The organism is Rheinheimera tangshanensis, assembly GCF_014645135.1.
Lineage (GTDB): Bacteria > Pseudomonadota > Gammaproteobacteria > Enterobacterales > Alteromonadaceae > Pararheinheimera > Pararheinheimera tangshanensis.
In genome coordinates this window covers 18,821-34,881 of the sequence record NZ_BMLH01000003.1, presented here as the reverse complement: position 1 = coordinate 34,881, position 16,061 = coordinate 18,821, and the positions used below count along the sequence as shown (strand labels likewise).

At 46.4% G+C, this 16,061-nt stretch carries 15 protein-coding genes and 4 tRNA genes; 8 read left to right on the top strand and 11 right to left on the bottom strand.

What is annotated here, in order from left to right:
• Nucleotide 1: 1 nt before the first annotated feature.
• Together purN and IEW88_RS07370 are read left to right on the top strand one after the other, a co-directional pair.
• On the top strand, nucleotides 2–652 hold the full coding sequence (gene purN / locus IEW88_RS07375; protein WP_147903886.1) for a phosphoribosylglycinamide formyltransferase: 651 nt from the start codon (nucleotides 2–4) through the stop codon (nucleotides 650–652).
• The gene (locus IEW88_RS07370) at nucleotides 633–1,370 is read left to right on the top strand and encodes a DUF3108 domain-containing protein (protein WP_229670363.1); all 738 of its coding nucleotides are present in this window, start codon (nucleotides 633–635) and stop codon (nucleotides 1,368–1,370) included. Before purN ends, IEW88_RS07370 begins: the two co-directional genes overlap by 20 nt.
• A 52-nt stretch (nucleotides 1,371–1,422) precedes the next feature.
• Here the strand turns inward: IEW88_RS07370 and IEW88_RS07365 are convergent, their stop codons facing one another.
• Nucleotides 1,423–2,187, bottom strand: a complete 765-nt coding sequence (locus IEW88_RS07365; RefSeq protein ID WP_053423738.1) for a class II glutamine amidotransferase — start codon at nucleotides 2,185–2,187, stop codon at nucleotides 1,423–1,425.
• A gap of 160 nt (nucleotides 2,188–2,347) precedes the next feature.
• On the opposite strand from IEW88_RS07365, the gene fadE reads away from it, so the two are divergent.
• Complete coding sequence (gene fadE, locus IEW88_RS07360; RefSeq protein WP_147903887.1) at nucleotides 2,348–4,810, top strand: acyl-CoA dehydrogenase FadE; 2,463 nt, start codon at nucleotides 2,348–2,350, stop codon at nucleotides 4,808–4,810.
• A gap of 214 nt (nucleotides 4,811–5,024) precedes the next feature.
• On the opposite strand, the gene IEW88_RS07355 is transcribed toward fadE, so the two are convergent.
• From IEW88_RS07355 to IEW88_RS07340, 4 genes are all read right to left on the bottom strand, one after another.
• Nucleotides 5,025–5,101 (bottom strand) — tRNA-Pro (locus tag IEW88_RS07355).
• Nucleotides 5,102–5,121: 20 nt separating this feature from the next.
• Nucleotides 5,122–5,197: transfer RNA gene (locus IEW88_RS07350), tRNA-His, on the bottom strand.
• A 33-nt stretch (nucleotides 5,198–5,230) separates the two neighbouring features.
• Nucleotides 5,231–5,307: transfer RNA gene (locus tag IEW88_RS07345), tRNA-Arg, on the bottom strand.
• 29 nt (nucleotides 5,308–5,336) lie between these two features.
• Nucleotides 5,337–5,413, bottom strand: a tRNA-Pro gene (locus IEW88_RS07340).
• Nucleotides 5,414–5,656: 243 nt separating this feature from the next.
• Between IEW88_RS07340 and folD the strand changes: the two genes are divergently transcribed.
• Nucleotides 5,657–6,514, top strand: a complete 858-nt coding sequence (gene folD / locus IEW88_RS07335) for a bifunctional methylenetetrahydrofolate dehydrogenase/methenyltetrahydrofolate cyclohydrolase FolD (RefSeq protein ID WP_053423740.1) — start codon at nucleotides 5,657–5,659, stop codon at nucleotides 6,512–6,514.
• Between the two features lie 66 nt (nucleotides 6,515–6,580).
• Here the strand turns inward: folD and cysS are convergent, their stop codons facing one another.
• On the bottom strand, nucleotides 6,581–7,960 hold the full coding sequence (cysS, locus tag IEW88_RS07330) for a cysteine--tRNA ligase (RefSeq protein ID WP_147903888.1): 1,380 nt from the start codon (nucleotides 7,958–7,960) through the stop codon (nucleotides 6,581–6,583).
• Nucleotides 7,961–8,141: 181 nt separating this feature from the next.
• On the opposite strand from cysS, the gene IEW88_RS07325 reads away from it, so the two are divergent.
• The 4 genes from IEW88_RS07325 to IEW88_RS07310 all read left to right on the top strand — a co-directional run bounded on the left by IEW88_RS07325 (nucleotide 8,142) and on the right by IEW88_RS07310 (nucleotide 10,916).
• Entirely contained in the window at nucleotides 8,142–8,636 is a 495-nt protein-coding gene (locus tag IEW88_RS07325; protein WP_147903889.1) for a peptidylprolyl isomerase, read from the top strand.
• On the top strand, nucleotides 8,629–9,372 hold the full coding sequence (gene lpxH, locus IEW88_RS07320; RefSeq protein ID WP_147903890.1) for a UDP-2,3-diacylglucosamine diphosphatase: 744 nt from the start codon (nucleotides 8,629–8,631) through the stop codon (nucleotides 9,370–9,372). Before IEW88_RS07325 ends, lpxH begins: the two co-directional genes overlap by 8 nt.
• Nucleotides 9,373–9,385: 13 nt before the next feature.
• Nucleotides 9,386–10,183 (top strand): tRNA isopentenyl-2-thiomethyl-A-37 hydroxylase MiaE, encoded by a 798-nt coding sequence (gene miaE, locus IEW88_RS07315; RefSeq protein WP_147903891.1) that lies wholly within the window; start codon nucleotides 9,386–9,388, stop codon nucleotides 10,181–10,183.
• A 133-nt stretch (nucleotides 10,184–10,316) separates the two neighbouring features.
• Entirely contained in the window at nucleotides 10,317–10,916 is a 600-nt protein-coding gene (locus IEW88_RS07310; RefSeq protein ID WP_053423745.1) for a Yip1 family protein, read from the top strand.
• Nucleotides 10,917–10,997: 81 nt separating this feature from the next.
• Here IEW88_RS07310 and purF read toward each other — a convergent pair whose 3' ends face one another.
• Genes purF through accD form a run of 5 tightly spaced genes read right to left on the bottom strand, consistent with a single transcriptional unit; the run spans nucleotide 10,998 to nucleotide 15,971 of the window.
• A complete protein-coding gene (gene purF, locus IEW88_RS07305) occupies nucleotides 10,998–12,512 on the bottom strand; it encodes an amidophosphoribosyltransferase (protein WP_147903892.1) in 1,515 nt (504 codons plus the stop codon).
• Between the two features lie 20 nt (nucleotides 12,513–12,532).
• Nucleotides 12,533–13,021: a CvpA family protein gene (locus tag IEW88_RS07300; RefSeq protein WP_053423747.1), complete on the bottom strand. Its 489-nt coding sequence runs from the start codon at nucleotides 13,019–13,021 to the stop codon at nucleotides 12,533–12,535.
• 59 nt (nucleotides 13,022–13,080) lie between these two features.
• On the bottom strand, nucleotides 13,081–13,812 hold the full coding sequence (locus IEW88_RS07295; RefSeq protein ID WP_147903893.1) for an SPOR domain-containing protein: 732 nt from the start codon (nucleotides 13,810–13,812) through the stop codon (nucleotides 13,081–13,083).
• Entirely contained in the window at nucleotides 13,809–15,089 is a 1,281-nt protein-coding gene (gene folC, locus IEW88_RS07290; protein WP_147903894.1) for a bifunctional tetrahydrofolate synthase/dihydrofolate synthase, read from the bottom strand. Before folC ends, IEW88_RS07295 begins: the two co-directional genes overlap by 4 nt.
• Nucleotides 15,090–15,098: 9 nt before the next feature.
• Entirely contained in the window at nucleotides 15,099–15,971 is an 873-nt protein-coding gene (accD, locus tag IEW88_RS07285) for an acetyl-CoA carboxylase, carboxyltransferase subunit beta (protein WP_147903895.1), read from the bottom strand.
• Nucleotides 15,972–16,061 lie beyond the last annotated feature (90 nt).

Sequence of the window (16,061 nt, the reverse complement as noted above, 5' to 3'; positions counted from 1 at the left end):
CATGAAATCTATTGTGGTATTGATTTCAGGTAGTGGCTCCAATCTGCAGGCTATTTTAGATGCCTGCAGTGCTGGTTTTATTGATGGCAAGGTCACTGCTGTCTTATCCAACAAAGCCAAAGCTTATGGTTTGGAGCGGGCTAAAAAAGCCGGCGCTAAAGCTATAGTGCTGGATCATAAAGCCTATGCCGACCGCGTAGCTTATGATCAGGAGTTGATCGCAACTATTGACCAGCATCAACCTGATTTGGTGGTGTTGGCTGGTTTTATGCGTATTTTAACGCCTGAATTTGTCCAGCATTATCAGGGCCGTTTGCTGAATATCCATCCTTCGTTATTGCCAAAATATCAGGGGCTGAATACCCATCAGCGCGCTATTGAAGCAGGTGATACAGAACATGGCTGTTCAGTGCATTTTGTCACGGCAGAATTGGACGGTGGGCCCGTAATTTTACAAGCCAAGGTGCCGATTTTTCCCGATGACGATGCAGAGGCCGTTGCACAACGTGTACATGAACAAGAACATCGGATTTATCCATTGGTTGTACGCTGGTTTTGCCAGAACCGTTTACAACAGCAGTCAGATAAGGCATTGTTAGACGGCCTTTTATTGTCTGACCATGGATATGCAAATGACCAGGATGATGAATAAATGGCGCCTTAGTGCGTCATTTTTTTTACTCTTTTCTACCTTGTTATCAGCTGAAGAACCTACAGCTGCCCCTTCAGCTCAATTCTCAACTTTCGAGGCCAGTTATAATGTGCTGCGCTCAGGCAAAAAACATGGTGAAGCCAAACGTTATCTGAAAACTACAGAACAAGGCTATGAACTGGGTTACAGCAGCGATATCAGTTGGCTGATTTTCGAAGATAAACGTTCAGAGCAATCCTTTTTTACTATCAAAGAGGGGCGCATTCAGCCTAGTCGTTATGTGATGCAGCGAACAGGTTCAGGCCCTAACCGATATTACGAACTGAACCTGAACTGGGACAGCAGAGAGTTAAGGGTTGAGAAATCGAAAAAGCTCAAAGCCATCCAATGGAATGAGCAATGGTTGGATCCACTGAGCTACCACAGCCAGCTTGCTTTGGATTTAAAAGCTGGTAAAACTGAATTTGTGTATCAGGTGCTGAACCGTCATGGTGATGAGCGCAAATACAGTTACAAAGTGGCAGGCGAAGAATGGTTATCCCTGCCTTACGGCAAAGTAAAAACTATTCGGATTGAACGCACTGGCACTGGTGCAGATAAAGAAGTGTTGGCCTGGGTCGCACCAGAGCTGGATTATTTGTTGGTGCGTTTGTGGCAAGCTGAAGATAACGTCGAACAATTTGATATTCAACTGGCGACTTTCAAACCGGCAAACTAAAGCTTTCCCTTATATACTCAAGAAACTTCAAATGCGAAGGGTACAGAGCCGCTTATTGCGGCTCTCCTGCTTTAAACAGCTGAGCTTGCCCTGACGTCATCACCTGCCATTGTTCGTTACAGGTCAACGGTAAAGTGGCAATAATAGTCACCACATCCTTTTCTGTGGTTTCTTTTGAAAAATCTATATCCACATCCATATCTGACAACAACGCCACACCAAAAGGGGCCCTTCGGGTGATCCAATGTAATTTGGTGCTGCAATAGGCCAGCAGATAATCACCATCCGATAACAGCAAATTAAAAACCCCCAACTGCTGCAAAGCAGGACACAAAGTCGCCAGATAATCAAAAGCCTGCTTCATATCTGCAGGCGCAACAGGAAACCGCTGTTCAAGCCTATGCAGTAAATAACAAAACGCATGTTCACTATCGGTTTGTCCTACCACATGATGCTGTCCAACCGGCAAGGTTTCGAAACCTTGTAATTGCCCATTATGCGCATAAGTCCAGTAGCGTCCCCATAAAGTGCGGGTAAAAGGATGAGTATTTTCAAGCCCTACTCCACCACTGTTCGCCTGACGGATATGCGCCACCACAGCTGTACTTTTTATCGGATAGTCACTAATAAGCCTCGCTATTTCCGATTGATAGCTCGGGTCCGCGTCTTTAAAGGTACTGACGCCTTTGCCCTGATAAAAAGCCACACCCCAGCCATCTTTATGTGGACCAGTTTTACCACCCCGCTCTCTCAGACCTTTAAAACTAAAGCAGATATCGGTAGGCACATTGGCAGACATCCCTAATAACTCACACATAAATCAGATAGCTTCCTATACTTGATAACTCAACACTCGGAAGCTGCAACATAAGTTGACAGTCAACCAGTATGCAAAGTAAGGAATTACTTGCATCTTTGCAACAGGCGCACTACTCTAAGCCCACAGTGGTCTGACCTCTAGTTATCAGGAGTAATTTATGGATGTATTAATTTTTTGGGTAGCCTTGCTTGGCGCAGTTGCCGTGCTCGCCTACCACAGAGCAAGTTTAACTATGTTTACTGCGGTAATAGCCGCCTTATTAGCGGCTGCAACCTTTACTGATACAGTAGGTGCAGTCAGCTGGATCCTGTTCCTGGTTGTGGCTCTGCCATTAAATCTGGCGAGTATCCGTCAACAGTATTTAACCAAGCCTTTGTTAAAACTGTACCGCAAAATTATGCCGGAAATGTCGACTACAGAAAAAGAAGCCATTGATGCAGGTACTACCTGGTGGGAAGGCGATTTATTCCGTGGTACGCCGGAGTGGCACAAGCTGCACAATTATCCTAAACCACGTTTAACTGCTGAAGAGCAGGCCTTTTTAGATGGTCCTTGCGAGGAGTTACTGGCTATAGTCGATGACTGGCACACCACACACGAACGTGCTGACTTATCTCCTGAAGTCTATCAGTACTTAAAAGACCATGGTTTCTTTGCGATGATCATCAAAAAACAATATGGTGGTCTTGAGTTCTCTGCTTACGCCCAGTCTTGTGTACTGCAAAAATTAACCAGCAAAAGCATGGTGTTATCCAGCGTTGTAGGTGTACCTAACTCATTAGGCCCAGGCGAGCTGTTACAACATTATGGCACTAAAGAGCAGCAGGACCACTATCTGCCGCGCTTAGCCAAAGGTTTAGAAATTCCTTGTTTTGCCTTAACTAGCCCGGAAGCAGGTTCTGATGCCGGTGCTATCCCTGATCTGGGTATTGTCTGTAAAGGTGAATGGGAAGGTAAAGAAATTATTGGTATGCGCCTGACCTGGAATAAACGCTATATCACGCTGGCACCTATCGCCACTGTGTTAGGTTTAGCCTTTAAAATGCAGGATCCGGACGGCTTATTAGGCGACAAAAAAGACTTAGGCATTACCTGTGCTTTAATTCCTGTCACAACGCCTGGTGTAAAAATTGGTCGTCGTCACTTCCCGCTGAACGTGCCATTCCAGAATGGTCCTACCCAAGGTGAAGATGTGTTTGTGCCGCTGGATTACATTATTGGTGGCCCGAAGATGGCTGGTCAAGGCTGGCGTATGCTGGTGGAATGTTTATCTGTAGGCCGTGCTATCACGCTGCCGTCCAACAGCACAGGTGGTATCAAAGCAGCAGCATTACTGACAGGTGCTTATGCCCGCATTCGTCGTCAGTTCAAGCTGCCAATCGGTAAAATGGAAGGTATTGAAGAAGCCTTAGCCCGTATTGGCGGTTACGCTTATATGGCAGAGGCCTCGACTACTATGTCGGTAGGTTCTATCGATTTAGGCGAGAAGCCCTCTGTTATTTCCGCTATCACCAAGTTCCATATGACAGAGCGTATGCGTCAGGCCATTATTGATGCGATGGATATTCATGGTGGTAAGGGTATTTGTATGGGCCCGAACAACTATTTAGCCCGTGGTTATCAGGGTGCTCCTGTTGCTATTACTGTAGAAGGTGCAAACATCCTGACTCGTAATATGATTATTTATGGTCAGGGCGCAATTCGCTGTCATCCATTTGTTTTGGCTGAATTACAGGCTGCTGGCTTAGAAGATGAACGCGCTGCTGTGACCGCCTTTGATCGTGCTTTGTTTGGCCATATTGGCTTTAGTATCAGCAACTTCTTCCGTGCTTTATGGTTAGGCTTAAGCAATTCAGCCTTCTCTGCCAGCCCGTATGCAGATGCAACAGCGAAGTACTACAAACAAATGAACAGATACAGCGCTGCATTGGCACTGATGTCTGATGTCGCCATGGGTACCATGGGTGGTGACTTGAAACGCCGTGAACGTATTTCAGCCCGTTTAGGCGATATGTTATCCATGTTGTATCTGACCTCTGCTGTGCTGAAGCGTTTTAATGACGACGGTCGTCCGGCGCAGGATTTACCTTTAGTGCAATGGGCTTGTGAAGACAATATGTACAAAGCTCAGGTGGCTTTGGATGAGATGCTGGATAACTTCCCGAACCGTATCGTAGGTTCAGTCTTAGGCAAGCTGTTATTCCCGTGGGGCCGCACTTTACGTAAGGCTTCCGATCAGCTGGATCATCAGGTGTCACGCATTATGCAAACCCCTTGTGAAGCACGCAGTCGCTTAGGTACTAATCTTTACCTGACGCTGGAGCCTAACAACCAGATTGGTTTAATTGAAAAAGCCCTGACGGATATTCTGGCCGCTGAGCCTATCTTCGACAAAGTGGTGCATGCAGCCAATAAACGCCTGCCATTCTTCCGCTTACACGAAGTGGCTGCGTTAGGCCTAGAGCTGGGTGTGATCACTGAAGCTGAAGCAGAGAAGCTGCGAGTGGCTGAACAAGGCCGTCTGCATGCCATTAACGTGGATGATTTTGACCCACTGGATTTGGCTGCTGATAAGTCTTTGTTTGATAAAAAACCAAAACCTAAGTCAGTTGCTGCTTAAACTGCAATAGCTCGCGAAAAAGCCTGCCCTGTGCAGGCTTTTTTTATGCCTGTGACAATGTTTGGTTCAGAGATTTAGAGAAGGAGATAAAGCACAGTTCGAAAGGATCATTAATCAGGAGGAAAAGGATCTGGAGGTTGTTTTTGGTAGAGATATTCAGGACGCCAGAAAGCAAAAAACAGCATTGCTGCTGTTATTGTTTTTAGATAGAGAATGGTCGGTGATGCAAGATTCGAACTTGCGACCCCTTGGACCCAAACCAAGTGCGCTACCAAGCTGCGCTAATCACCGACATATAAACCAGTCTAAAATGGGGTGGCTGATGGGGCTCGAACCCACGACAACCGGAATCACAATCCGGGACTCTACCAACTGAGCTACAGCCACCACGGTAGAACTTTACTATCTTACTTGTTGCAATGGCGCGCCCGATAGGACTCGAACCTATGACCCACGGCTTAGAAGGCCGTTGCTCTATCCAGCTGAGCTACGGGCGCCAAATTCGAGGCCGTTAGGCTCTCTTAAATGGTCGGTGATGCAAGATTCGAACTTGCGACCCCTTGGACCCAAACCAAGTGCGCTACCAAGCTGCGCTAATCACCGACTTCGCTACACTACTGCAACGGGGCGGAATATTACAGCCCAAGCCTTGGAGCGTCAAACCTTTTTTGCAGCTAAAAAACTGATTGCTTAATATTTGAACCCATTTGCTACAAAAGCGACCAATACGGTGAAAATATGCTGATTTTTTAACTTTTTACGCGACTTAAACTGATCTGCTTGGCCTCTTTGCCGTAGCTGTGCGAAAATACAAATCCTCAGATTTCAGGTCAACAGAGCAGTTTTATGGCAGCACAAATCATAGATGGCAAAGCGGTAGCACAATCTACCCGTCAACAGGTCGCATTAAGGGTTCAGCAACGCCTTGCAGCAGGAAAAAGAGCCCCAGGCCTTGCCGTGGTACTGGTAGGTATGGATGCAGCCTCTCAGGTCTATGTAGGCAGTAAACGTAAAGCCTGTGAAGAAGTAGGTTTTGTATCTTTCTCTTATGATTTGCCATCAAGCACCACTCAACAAGAGCTCTTTGATTTAATCGACAGCTTAAACGCAGATAACAAAGTAGACGGTATTCTGGTGCAATTGCCTCTGCCGGCAGGTTTAGACGCTTCGGCTATTCTGGAACGTATCAATCCACTGAAAGATGTCGATGGTTTCCACCCTTATAATATTGGTCGTTTAGCGCAGCGTATGCCTGCCCTGCGTCCTTGCACGCCTAAAGGCATCATTAAGCTGTTGCAAAGCACGGGGATTCAAATCCGTGGCATGGATGCAGTAGTTGTAGGTGCCTCTAATATCGTCGGTCGTCCTATGGCGCTGGAGCTATTATTAGCTGGTTGCACGACCACCGTCTGTCATAAGTTCACCAAGCAGCTTGAGCAGCATGTGCGCCGTGCTGATTTAGTGGTAGTAGCTGTGGGTAAACCTGAATTTATTCCGGGAGACTGGATTAAACCTGGTGCACTGGTGATTGATGTTGGTATTAACCGTTTGGAATCCGGCAAACTGGTGGGTGACGTTGAATTTGATAAAGCCAAAGAGCATGCGCGTTTCATTACGCCAGTGCCTGGTGGTGTAGGCCCTATGACAGTGGCCTGTCTGATTGAAAATACTTTGGAAGCTTGCGAGCAGTTCCACGATCAATAATCAGATGCAGCCATAAATGAATAAAGGGGCAGAGCTAAAACTCTGCCCCTTTTTCGTGGAAACTATTTAACCCCGACGCCAGGTGGTCACACCTGCCTTATCTTCCAGAATAATACCCTTAGCCACTAAAGCATCGCGGGCAGCATCAGCTGCAGCCCAGTCTTTGTTCGCGCGTGCAGTATTACGCTGTGCAATCAAGGCTTCAATTTCAGCCACGTCATCTGAATCTGTACCTGACTGTAGAAAGGTTTCTGCATCGCCCTGCAAAATCCCCATCACACCGCCAAGTTTAATAAGCAGGCCAGCGAGCTGTGAAGCTTTGGCTGAGTCTGTGGCTTTTTCTTTATTGATATCACGCGCCAGTTCAAATAACACAGGCAAAGCCAGAGCTGTATTGAAGTCATCATCCATAGCTGCACGGAAGGTGTTGACGTAATCGTTATTCATATCAACATCTGTCGCAGGTTTTACTCCACGCAATGCTGTGTACAGACGGCCTAACGCTGCATGTGCCTGCTGCAAGTTTTCCGCTGAGTAGTTCAGCTGACTACGGTAATGGCTGGAGATCAGGAAATAACGCACGGCCTCCGCGTTGTAATCTGCCAGTACATCTTTGACAGTAAAGAAGTTGCCTAAAGATTTAGACATCTTTTCTTTATCCACCTGCACCATACCTGTATGGATCCAGGTATTGACGTATGGAGTGTCATGGGCACAGCAGGACTGGGCGATTTCGTTTTCATGGTGCGGGAACTGTAAATCTGAACCACCACCGTGAATATCAAAATGCTTACCTAAGTGCTTTGCACTCATAGCCGAACATTCGATATGCCAACCTGGACGGCCTTCACCCCAAGGTGATGACCAGCTTGGCTCATTGGGTTTAGCCATTTTCCACAATACAAAATCCAGCGGATCATCTTTGGCCTGATCAATTTCCACCCGGGCGCCGGATTGCAGCATGTCCAGGTTCTGCTGGCTGAGCTGGCCGTACGCCTCATATTTACTGACATCAAACAGTACGTCACCGTCAGAGGCTATGTAGGCGTAACCTTTAGCCACTAAGGTTTCAATCAGTTCAATGATTTCAGCCATATGAGTGGTAACACGAGGTTCAATGTCGGCAGGCATTAATCCCAGCGCATGAAAGTCATCATGCATAGCAACCGTATAACGGGCCGTTAAAGCGTCGCAGCTTTCACCGTTTTCATTGGCTCTTTTGATGATTTTGTCGTCTACATCTGTGATATTACGCACATAAGTGACGTCATAACCGCAAAAACGTAAGTAACGGTTCATCACATCAAAAGCAACATAAGTACGGGCGTGGCCAACATGACAGAAATCATAAATAGTGATGCCGCAGACATACATAGAAACTTTGCCAGGGACTAAAGGCACAAAGGACTCTTTTTTACGGGTCAGGGTATTAAAAATCTGCAGCATGGGCTCCTCGGAAAATCATCAAAACAGCAATCACAAAGTGCAACAGTGTAACATCAGCAAATGCCTTGAGCTATCCTCGCTTTGTTGCTTTGTAATTTACTGAATGCATTCCCTGAAGTTACTTGGGTATAAGACGCAGCTGCGGTACACTATCGCCATTTTTGAGCTTGAGGAGATCATCATGGTTAGCTTACATACCAATTTTGGTGTTATTAAACTGGCATTATTTGCCGACAAAGCCCCTGCGACAGTAGAAAACTTCCTGAATTACGTCAAAGAAGGTTTTTATGACAACACCATTTTTCATCGTGTAATCAATGGTTTTATGATCCAAGGCGGTGGTTTCACGCCTGATATGGAACAAAAAGAACCAGGCAAACCAATCAAAAACGAAGCCAATAACAAAGTAGCCAACAAAGCCGGCACTATAGCTATGGCCCGCACCAGCGATCCGCATTCGGCCACCTGCCAGTTCTTTATTAACGTAGCCAATAACGACTTTTTAGATTTCAGCTCAGAAACTTCACAAGGCTGGGGCTACTGCGTCTTTGGCGAAGTGGTCGAAGGTATGGACGTGGTGAACAAAATCAAAACTGTGTCGACAGGACGCAAGTTTGGTCATGCAGATGTACCCAATGATGCCGTGATCATCGAAAAAGCAGAAATCCATGGCTAAAGGCCACAGCCTTTTTATTGCCGATCTGCATTTAAGCGAACAACGCCCGGATATTACCGCGGCGTTTTTGCTTTTTTTGCAGCAAAAAGCTATTGATGCGGATGCGCTCTATATTCTGGGTGATTTGTTTGAAGTCTGGATTGGCGATGATAACCCCTCGCCTTTACTGACTGAAGTTGCAACAGCGATCAAAGCTTTAACAGCTCAGGCTGTGCCGGTGTATTTTTGTCATGGCAACCGCGACTTTTTACTCGGAAAAAATTTTGCTAAGCGCTCAGGCATGCAATTGCTTGCGCCTCTGACTGTGGTCAATTTATACGGCACGCACACTTTACTGATGCACGGTGATTCACTATGCACCCTGGATATTGGCTATCAGAAGTTTCGCGCCTGGTGGGACCAAAAATGGTGGCAAAAGCTCATATTGTCTTTACCGCTATGGTATCGACAACATCTGGCTCGCAAAGCCCGTCGTGTCAGCGCTATGGACAAAAAAGGCAAAACCTCTGACATTATGGATGTCACGCCAGATGAAGTGCCTAAAGTGATGGCTCAGTATCAGGTGCAACATTTAATTCATGGTCATACCCACAGGCCAATGGTGCATCAGTTAGAACTTGCCGATGGCAGTGCAGCTCAACGTTATGTGTTAGGCGACTGGTACAGTCAGAGTTCTTATTTAGATGTGTCAGCGGACGGCTGGCAACTGTACTTCAACCCCTTGCCCCAGGTTTAATGCTGAGATCTTTATGAGTTTTACCGAATTACTTCAGCCCATTCATCAGTTTTTACAGTGTGAAACCCCGGATAGCTGGATAACCGAAGCGCAGAGACCTGAGCGGTTGGCGGTTTTATTACAAGACCACTTAATTTGCGAATTAAAAGCGGCGCAAACCGCTATGTATCTGCTACGCCGTTATGCCTGCGACAAAGAAAGCTCTTTCACCCTACTGAATTGGCTGAAACCTTTTGAAGATTTCGCCTATCGTTTTGACGGTGATATTCAGGGATTAAAGCAGGCTGAAAAACTAAACAAAAGTATTATTGGTCGTTCTGATTTTGCGCACTCCGATCGTATTATCGACCGTATGGTGTTGTTAATTCGTGAAGAGCTGCACCACTTTTGTCAGGTACTGGAAATAATGCAGGCACGCGGTATTCCTTATGAAAATATCAGCGCCAGCCGTTACGCCAGGACGCTTATCCAGAACTGCAAAACCCATGAGCCACAAATTCTGATCGATAAACTGATCTGTGGTGCTTATATCGAAGCCCGCTCCTGTGAGCGTTTCGCCAGGCTGGCGGAATGTGTTGATCCAGAGCTAGCCAGCTTTTATACCTCCTTATTACGCTCAGAAGCACGACATTTTGCTGACTATCTGGAACTGGCTCAGGTGATCTCCAAAACAGATATCACGCCACGGGTAGATTTTTTTGGCAAACTTGAAGCAGAGCTGATTTCAACAACGGATCCGGATTTTAAATTCCATAGTGGCGCTCCAGTAACTCTGCCTTTCAGCCCTTTTCAGACGCATCAGCAAGCATAGCTGGTGCATGCGTCCTTGCTTCCTCAGAGATTTTCTCTTCTAAACTTGACGAACCCGCTTCTATTAGCCATAACAAAGGTAAGGGTTTGTTAAGGCCCTGAAATGAACAACGTAGTAGCCAAGGATAACAACTATGATTTTAAATCACTTATGGGGGCTGTATGCCCATCCCAAAGAAGAATGGCATACGATAGACGCACGTCACGAGAGTTTCAGATACAGTTTAATTCACATCTTGCTAGTCGCCTTAATTCCCTCTATTTGCGCTTATTATTCAGCGGTACATATCGGCTGGAGTATTGGTGTAGGTGAGCCAATACGATTGACAGCAGACAGTGCCTTAATGCTCTCATCCGCTATGTATGTAGCTTTGATTGGTGGTGTTTTTGCGCTGGCTTATCTGGCCCATTGGATGGCTCATACTTTTGGTGCTGAACCTACCTACACCCAAACGTTGGAGCTCGCGTCCTACACCTCAACACCACTTTTTATGGTGGGCTTTGCCGCTTTGTTCCCTGAGCTTTGGTTTGTCATGCTGGTGGGGTTGGCAGGCTTAACCTATTCAGTGTATTTGTTGTATGTGGGCGTGCCAATTTTGATGCATATTCCTGAAGAACGTGGCTTTATTTACGCCAGCTCAGTGGTTACCACAGGCTTGATACTGCTGGTTTGCGTGATGACAGCAACAGCAATTCTGTGGAGCTCTGGCTTTGGTCCAGCCTTTACACACTAATGGTTTGACGTACTTCTTTAACAACAAAAGGGCCGGTTAAAAACCGGCCCTTTTTAATTTCATCAGACTAAATCAAGTCTATTAATTACCTTCGTTATGTAATTCTAAACTTGCAGACAACTCAGCTTCTTTTTTACGTTTGGACGCTTCGTTACGTTGTGCATCCAAACGGTTTAAATAAGCCTGGTCGATGTCGTTGGTTACATAAACACCATCAAACACCGAGGTTTCAAAACGCTTCAGTTCCGGATTTTGTGAACGTACTGCATCCACTAAGTCTTCCAGCGACTGGAAAATCAACCCATCAGCACCAATGATTTTGCAGATGCTTTCGACATCATGACCATGAGCAATCAGCTCGTTGGCCGAAGGCATATCAATACCATAGACATTCGGGAAACGAATTTCCGGAGCAGCAGAGGCGAAATACACTTTTTTCGCACCTGCTTCGCGTGCCATATCAATGATTTGCTCTGAGGTAGTACCACGTACTATAGAGTCATCCACCAGCAAAACGTTTTTACCTTTGAATTCCTGCCAAATCGCATTTAGTTTACGTTTGACTGACTTTTTACGTTCGCCTTGACCCGGCATAATAAAAGTACGACCAATGTAACGGTTTTTCACATAACCCTGACGGTATGGCAAACCTAACTCATGCGCAATTTGTAAAGCAGCATCGTTACTGGTTTCAGGAATTGGAATGACCACATCAATATCTAAATGCGCCCATTCTTTTTTGATTTTCTCACCGAGCTTTTTACCCATAGCCACGCGGGATGCATACACAGATACATTGTCTATGGTGGAATCCGGACGGGCAAAATATACATATTCAAAAATACATGGGGCATAACTTGGGTTTTCAGCACATTGCTGGCTGAACAGCTGACCATCTTCAGTGATGTACACAGCTTCACCAGGCGCGATATCACGCAATACAGTAAAACCATCTGCATCCAAAGCCACACTTTCAGAAGCCACCATATACTCAGTGCCAAGCGCTGTCTCGCGTTTTCCCATTACTAAAGGACGGATACCGTTTGGATCACGAAAGGCCACTAAACCATGGCCAATGACGACCGCTACTACCGCATAACCACCGCGGATTTTACGGTGTAAATTGGCTACAGCACGGAAAATATGGTCAGGATTTACATGCATATCGGCATGAATATCCAGCTCATGGGCAAAAGCGTTTAACAGTGCTTCTGAGTCGGAGTTGGTATTGACATGACGACGGGCCGTTCGGAATAACTCGTCTTTTAATTCTTCAGAATTGGTCAGGTTGCCGTTATGTGCCAGGGCTATACCAAAAGGGCTATTGGTATAAAACGGCTGAGCTTCGGCCGTGCTGGCAGAACCTGCTGTTGGATAACGCACATGACCTATGCCCATATTGCCAGACAAACGCTGCATATGGCGGGCTTCAAATACGTCTTTCACTAAGCCATTGGCTTTGCGTAAGCGTAAGGTTTTGTTGTCTACTGTCACTATGCCGGCGGCATCCTGACCACGGTGCTGCAACACAGTTAAACCGTCGTACAACGCCTGATTGACCGGATACTTACCTACGATTCCAACAATACCACACATCGATTATTTCCTCGCCACGCTTAGGGTCGCTGCATAAAACTGGAATGGGCTTTGATGTACTCAAAAAACCATTCAATGATAAAACCAAATTCGGGTATTAGTTTGGACGCTTGCCACCATTCGCTTTGATCGGCGCTGGTAAACGCATCCAGGAAAAATAACAATGCACTGACCACCAGCACACCACGCAGGGCGCCAAAGATCAGGCCAAGTAATCGGTCTGTGCCGGATAAACCTGTAGATTCCACCAAGCGGCCAATCAGGTAATTAATTAAGGCACCAAGGATAAGAGTAGAGATAAACAGAACGGCAATAGAAACCGCATTTCGCACCAGTGCGTCTTGCAATTCAGTGAAATAGGTTGCCAGATAGGGGTAGTAATAACTAGCCACAAAAAAGGCCAGTATCCAGATAATCAGAGAAACCGCTTCTTTGGCAAATCCCCTGACCAGACTGATGACAGTCGACAGAGAGATAATTGCCAGAATGGCATAATCAATCCAAACCATTTGCTACCAAAGGATGCTTAAGGACGGCGCGCATTCTACCAAAACACGCGCCATAACACCTAATTATTTTCGATAGGCTTAAAAGCAGTCAACTTCAGACCCGCAGTCCCGGTCAGTTGCTGTAGTTGAGGTAATTTTTGCTCCAGACGCTCTTTTTTCAATTCAGGCCCCACCACGACACTGACCATAGACTGGCCCTGAGCGTTAGTGGTCGAGCGGGTAAAAGTGGTAAAACCGGCTTCTTTTAATTTAGCCACTAAAGCAGTCGCATTATCTACTTTGCTGAAGCTCCCGACCCTGACTATCCAGGCCGTCTCGTTCAGCGCAGGATTGCCTTTAAGCTCCACCGGCTTTTCTGTAGCTGGAGGTGTTACGGACTGAGCTACAGGATCAACAGCAGGCTCTGGCGCTAAAGGATTATCGGTAGGTACAGGTATTGGATCTGTATCTGTGCCTTGAGCCGCTTGCGCCACCATAGTTGCGCTATCTGTCGAGGCTTCACTGCCAGGGGCTCCGGCTGTTACCTCTGCAAAACTATTATCCGGTAAAGCTGCATCAACAGCAGGCTGATTAACGGGAGTAGCCAATAATTCCTGCTGCTTTTCCGCTAATTGCTGTTTAGTAAAGACTTGCTCCTGTTGTACTGTGGAAAATTCAGGACGCTGTGGAATAGCTTTAAACTCGTCTTTGACCACCTGTTTTTGCCCATCCAGCAAATCAGGTAAGAAAACGATGGCAGCTATTATTAAAATGCTGCTGCCAATTAAGCGATTTTTAAAGGCGCTGGTCATACGTCTGTCTCCTTTTGCAGCGCTAGAACTGCCGACACTGTAACAAAAGAGCCGAAAATCACCAATAAATCATTAGCCTGCAGAGATAACAGCGCTTGTTGGTAACCCGACTCCAAATCTGCATAACAGCAATAACTGCTGTGGGCCGGCAGATGCTTTGCTAATAAATCAGCCTGAGCACCACGAGCACCGGGTAGATCCACCAAATGCCAGTGAGCAGCCAAGGTATGAAAAGGTGCCAGACTTTGCTGAATGTCTTTGTCTTTAAGCATTCCCACCAACAGATGGACCCGAGCATAACCTGCTTTGATGAACTCAAGCTGAGCCGCCAGATAACCAGCCGACTGCGGGTTATGCGCCACATCCAATAAAATACCAGGAGTTTTACTCAGCCATTGCATACGTCCGGGCAGACTTAATTCAGCCAGCACCTTGCTGGCTTGTTGCTTCGAAGGTAATAAAGCCAAAGCTTCCAATGCAGTCAAAGCTGTAGCTATATTTTGTAGCGGTACAGCGGTCAAAGGTAAAGCATCCAGACGATTATGCACACCTTGCCAATGAAAACACGCCTCTGTGACAAAGTACTGGTAATGCGTATTGATGCAAAGCAGTTGAGCCTGAACATCCCGGCTGTACTTGAATACAGACTGCGGTATATCGGTTTCCCCTATCACAGCAGGTTTGCCTGCGCGAAACACCCCAGCTTTTTCGCGGCCAATGCTTTCTCTATCTGGTCCTAAATAATCCTGATGATCTAAATCGACAGTGGTCAGAATGCTTAAATCCGGCTCAATGATATTAGTGGCATCCAGTCGACCGCCCAAACCCACTTCAATCAGGCATAAGTCCGGTTGCATTTGTTTTAAAAGATAAAAAGAAGCCAGCGTAGTGAACTCAAAGTAGGTCAGTTCGATGTCGCCGCGTAGCTGTTCGATAAAGGCAAAAGCATCACACCAAAGATTGTCAGCAACATCTTCGCCATTGATACGTAAGCGCTCGTTGAAGTGTAATAAATGCGGCGAGCTATAGACACCCACAGACAAGCCCTGAACAGCACAAAGCTGCTCAAGAGCGCGGGCAGTAGTGCCTTTGCCATTGGTGCCGGCGATCAGAATTTTTTTACCAGGCAGCAGATGCAAATCGGCTCGCTGTGCAATCTTCAGCACACGACCCAATCCCAGTTCAATCTGATGTTGCGGATGTTTTTGTTCTATATAACAAAGCCAATCCGTCAGGGTCTGACAGGATTGGCTTGCAGGCGATAAAAGATTGGTCATAACACCTTATTAGGCGACGCGGTGTTCCTTGGCAGGAGCTGGCCATCGCATGAATTTAGCCACAAGTCGGGCAATTGTATCGCGCATTTGGCGGCGGTCAACAATCATGTCGATAGCACCGTGTTCCAGCAGGAATTCACTGCGCTGGAAACCTTCAGGTAATTTTTCGCGGACTGTCTGTTCAATAACACGGGGACCGGCAAAACCTATCAGCGCCTTTGGCTCACCAATGTTTAAATCGCCCAGCATAGCCAGACTCGCAGACACACCACCCATGGTAGGGTCGGTCAACACAGAAATATAGGGTAAACCTGCTTCGCTCAATTTAGCTAAAGCCGCGCTGGTTTTGGCCATTTGCATTAAAGACAGTAAAGCTTCTTGCATACGGGCGCCACCACTGGCAGAGAAACAGATAAAAGGTACTTTGTGTTCTAACGCGTACTCCACACCTTTGACAAACTTAGCTCCTACAACAGACGCCATAGAGCCGCCCATAAAGGCAAATTCAAACGAAGCGACGACCACTGGCATGCCCAATAAAGTACCGCGCATCACCACCATGGCGTCTTTTTCATTGGTTTCTTTTTGTGCAGCAACAATACGGTCTTTGTATTTTTTGCTGTCTTTAAATTTCAGCAGATCCTGAGGTTCCAGCTCTGCAGCCAATTCGACCATACCACCTGTATCAAGAAAATTGTTGATGCGGTCTCTGGCACTGATACGCATATGGTTGTCACATTTAGGACAAACACCTAAGTTCCGATCCAGTTCTGCTTTGTACAATACAGCGTCACAAGAGGTACATTTAGTCCAGACCCCTTCAGGAATATTACGACGGGATGAAGACGAAGTTCTGGGCAGAATTTTTTCTAACCAACTCATAGTTGTTCCTTGGTAGCGCAGCAGGGCCTGAGCCCAAACTTAGTTTATTGTGTAAAAAAGCGCCGATCATGCGGCTAACGGCGCTTATTA

Excerpts from the sequence above, each read along its gene's own strand:
- purN (WP_147903886.1), top strand. The coding sequence starts at position 2 with ATGAAATCTATTGTGGTATTGATTTCAGGTAGTGGCTCCAATCTGCAG.
- IEW88_RS07370 (WP_229670363.1), top strand. The coding sequence starts at position 633 with ATGACCAGGATGATGAATAAATGGCGCCTTAGTGCGTCATTTTTTTTA.
- IEW88_RS07365 (WP_053423738.1), bottom strand. The coding sequence starts at position 2,187 with ATGTGTGAGTTATTAGGGATGTCTGCCAATGTGCCTACCGATATCTGC.
- fadE (WP_147903887.1), top strand. The coding sequence starts at position 2,348 with ATGGATGTATTAATTTTTTGGGTAGCCTTGCTTGGCGCAGTTGCCGTG.
- folD (WP_053423740.1), top strand. The coding sequence starts at position 5,657 with ATGGCAGCACAAATCATAGATGGCAAAGCGGTAGCACAATCTACCCGT.
- cysS (WP_147903888.1), bottom strand. The coding sequence starts at position 7,960 with ATGCTGCAGATTTTTAATACCCTGACCCGTAAAAAAGAGTCCTTTGTG.
- IEW88_RS07325 (WP_147903889.1), top strand. The coding sequence starts at position 8,142 with ATGGTTAGCTTACATACCAATTTTGGTGTTATTAAACTGGCATTATTT.
- lpxH (WP_147903890.1), top strand. The coding sequence starts at position 8,629 with ATGGCTAAAGGCCACAGCCTTTTTATTGCCGATCTGCATTTAAGCGAA.
- miaE (WP_147903891.1), top strand. The coding sequence starts at position 9,386 with ATGAGTTTTACCGAATTACTTCAGCCCATTCATCAGTTTTTACAGTGT.
- IEW88_RS07310 (WP_053423745.1), top strand. The coding sequence starts at position 10,317 with ATGATTTTAAATCACTTATGGGGGCTGTATGCCCATCCCAAAGAAGAA.
- purF (WP_147903892.1), bottom strand. The coding sequence starts at position 12,512 with ATGTGTGGTATTGTTGGAATCGTAGGTAAGTATCCGGTCAATCAGGCG.
- IEW88_RS07300 (WP_053423747.1), bottom strand. The coding sequence starts at position 13,021 with ATGGTTTGGATTGATTATGCCATTCTGGCAATTATCTCTCTGTCGACT.
- IEW88_RS07295 (WP_147903893.1), bottom strand. The coding sequence starts at position 13,812 with ATGACCAGCGCCTTTAAAAATCGCTTAATTGGCAGCAGCATTTTAATA.
- folC (WP_147903894.1), bottom strand. The coding sequence starts at position 15,089 with ATGACCAATCTTTTATCGCCTGCAAGCCAATCCTGTCAGACCCTGACG.
- accD (WP_147903895.1), bottom strand. The coding sequence starts at position 15,971 with ATGAGTTGGTTAGAAAAAATTCTGCCCAGAACTTCGTCTTCATCCCGT.